Origin of the sequence: Bradyrhizobium sp., from assembly GCF_049512235.1 — a bacterium.
Lineage (GTDB): Bacteria > Pseudomonadota > Alphaproteobacteria > Rhizobiales > Xanthobacteraceae > Bradyrhizobium.
The window spans coordinates 1-2,617 of sequence record NZ_JBEKXH010000711.1 but is presented as its reverse complement, the minus strand read 5'-3'; the positions used below and the strand labels follow the sequence as shown (position 1 = coordinate 2,617).

Sequence of the window (2,617 nt, the reverse complement as noted above, 5' to 3'; positions counted from 1 at the left end):
CTGATATCGCGGCCACACACGTAACCAACACCGCCGATGCCGCGCCCCCACCCCACCCTCCCCCGCGAAGAGCGGGAGAGGGAGTGAGAGGCCAATGCCCGCGGCCTGAAATGACAGGTTTCAAGGAATCTGTCGTCTAGTTCGCCGCTACGGTTCCCGCGTCACCGGATCCGAGGCCGGCGGCAAGGAAGTCCGGGCAGGAGGATCGCGCGCTGAGATAGCGGTCGTGCCGCAGGCAGATGCCATCGTCCGAGCGCACCGAACCGTAGGCCGAGCTGAGGCTCGCTAGTCCCTTGAAAGCGGTTTCAAGATATTTGGCATCGTTGCGGAAGTGGCTGCAGCAGCGGCATTGACGCTGCGGTCCTTTGTCGCTCATGGGGTATCTTTCTTGATAGTCCGGCGACGAATCGCCGGGCCGCAATCCCGGTGGGGCGACTAACGGGCGAGGTTTTCCCAGTGCGCTGCGAACACGATCGCCGACAGAATAAAGCCGACGATCACGTTGACGACGGCGCCGGCGCTGAAGGCCAGAAACGGCTTCTTGCCGGCCCCCGCCAGTTCCCGGAACCGCGTGGTCAGTCCGATGCTGAGAAAGCAGAAGATGAAAGCCCAAGTGCGCAGGTCCTTGATCGGTCCCACCAGCGCCGGCACCGCGATCCTGTTGAAATCGGCAAGGCTGTAGCTTGCCGTCACCAGCGTAATGAGGAGTGAAGCCAGCAGAAAGCCGAACACGAATTTTGGAAACCGCCACCAGATCTCGGCGGCCTCGGGCTTGCGGCCGGTCTCGGTGCGCTCCCACTGCGTGGTCGCAATGATCGCCAGCACGAAGGCCCAGATGCCGATCCAGACGTCGCGGCCGACCACCTTGATCAGCGTATAGGCGAATATCGCCTGATCGCTGCTGCCGGCGACGGCGCCGCTGCCGGCAATATTGCCGTAGGTCTGCGCCGCGGCGAAACCGGCCGCGTCGGCAAATTCGGAGGTACCGATCCAGGCGCCGCCGACACCCGCCGGCAGGTGCAGGGACTGCGCCACGAACGGCAGCACGAAGATCATCGCAATCGCCCAGATGATCACGACGGTGATCGCGATCGGCGCGTCTTCCTTCTTGCCGCCGACCGCACCGGAGATCGCGATCGCCGCCGATACGCCGCAGACCGCGCCGCCGGCGCCCAAGGTGGCGGCGAGCCGCCGGTCAAGCCCGAGCTTGACGCCAACCCCATAGATCACCAGGAAGGTCACGATCGAGACGATCGAGGCCTGCAGAATGGCCACCGGTCCGGCCCAGACGATCAGCGTGAAGGGCAGGGTGGCACCCAGAAGCACGATGCCGGTCTTGATGTAGAACTCGACGCGAAACCCGGCATCGAGCCAGCGCGGCAGCCCGACGACATTGGAGAGCAGCAGGCCGAGCACCAGAGCTACCAGCGGGGGCTCCAGGTTATAGGTGTTTGCCTGGTCCCATTGGCCAAGCGCGAAGATGATCACCGACAGAGCGTAAAGCACGATGAAGGACGGGATGAATTCGCGCGCCTTGTGCCCGAGCGCGGTCAGCGCGAGTGTAAAGACCGCGAGCCATGCAACGAATTGGGCGATGTAGCGAACGTAATTGGCGGCAAAATGCGCCTCGATCTGGGAAAAGTTCGACCACTTGGCCGGCGTCACCGCGAGCCAGCGAATGCTCGAACCGTTCGCGAAGAAAATGTAGGCCACGATGACGATGCCGAGGCCGAGCCAGATCGCCCACCAGTCTTCCTTCAACCACAGTTCGCGCCAGCGCAGCGGCGCTGCAACCTGCGCGCCATGCACTTCAGCTACTTCAACGTTTGCCATCGCCCGGTCCTTTCGCTGGTCAGTCGAGCCGCGGCAGGCTGACGTCCAATCCCCGGCGGCAAGTTAGAAAAACATTTTTGTTGACGGCAATAGGTTGAGGAAAAAAAGAAGGACGTGGCGGCGCCAGCCTCGCAGCCGGAATTTTCTTCTCTGTCAGGGCGGATTGGCGCGAGAAGCGCCTCATCTCATCAGAGCACATTACAGAACGATGTAATCCGCAAATTCATGCAGCGGGCCGACTTCAACATCAAGATGGGAAAGTTGCATCGCAGGTTTGGCCGGCGCGTAGGGCGGATTGGAGAGCATCCGGTTCGCGCGCGTCGCGCGGACCAGATGGTCGTAATCCGCCGCTTCGGTTGTTATAACCGGCGAACCAGAATGTCTACGCGCAGGAGCCTCCGAATCACGCTTGCTGACGGCCAACAAAAACCCGCGACCGATATCTCGGCGCGGGCATTTGGTTCCTGTGATCATCGCAATATGCCAGTGATTTGCCCGACGTGTCAAATTTTTTCTTGTCCGTCGCGCTCTCGGATGACGTCGCGAAAAGAAACTGCCCGACGGGCTAAGACAGGCCCTAGATCTGGTGTGATTTGGGCAGTCAAGCCACAACGAGCAAAATATTTATGTTTACCTTTTGTTCGAATCAGCTATAGTCCCACCCGTCTCGTTCCAGATGAGGGGCGTATCGCGATCGTCAGACACGCGGGATGAGATGCGGTGGACGCGGCAGCGTCGGGCGTGGCCATGACATGGCAGGGCAGGATGTACATTGAGGTCGCCT

The 2,617-nt window shown here is 61.3% G+C and carries 3 protein-coding genes; all 3 read right to left on the bottom strand.

The features are described 5' to 3' along the window. Positions 1-136 precede the first annotated feature (136 nt). Entirely contained in the window at positions 137-376 is a 240-nt protein-coding gene (locus ABSG20_RS34305; RefSeq protein WP_423868868.1) for a hypothetical protein, read from the bottom strand. A gap of 59 nt (positions 377-435) precedes the next feature. Next, positions 436-1,833, bottom strand: coding sequence for a YeiH family protein (locus tag ABSG20_RS34300; protein ID WP_423868867.1), 1,398 nt, complete (start codon positions 1,831-1,833; stop codon positions 436-438). A 198-nt stretch (positions 1,834-2,031) separates the two neighbouring features. Next, positions 2,032-2,307 (bottom strand): hypothetical protein, encoded by a 276-nt coding sequence (locus tag ABSG20_RS34295; protein ID WP_423868866.1) that lies wholly within the window; start codon positions 2,305-2,307, stop codon positions 2,032-2,034. Between the last annotated feature and the right edge of the window lie 310 nt (positions 2,308-2,617).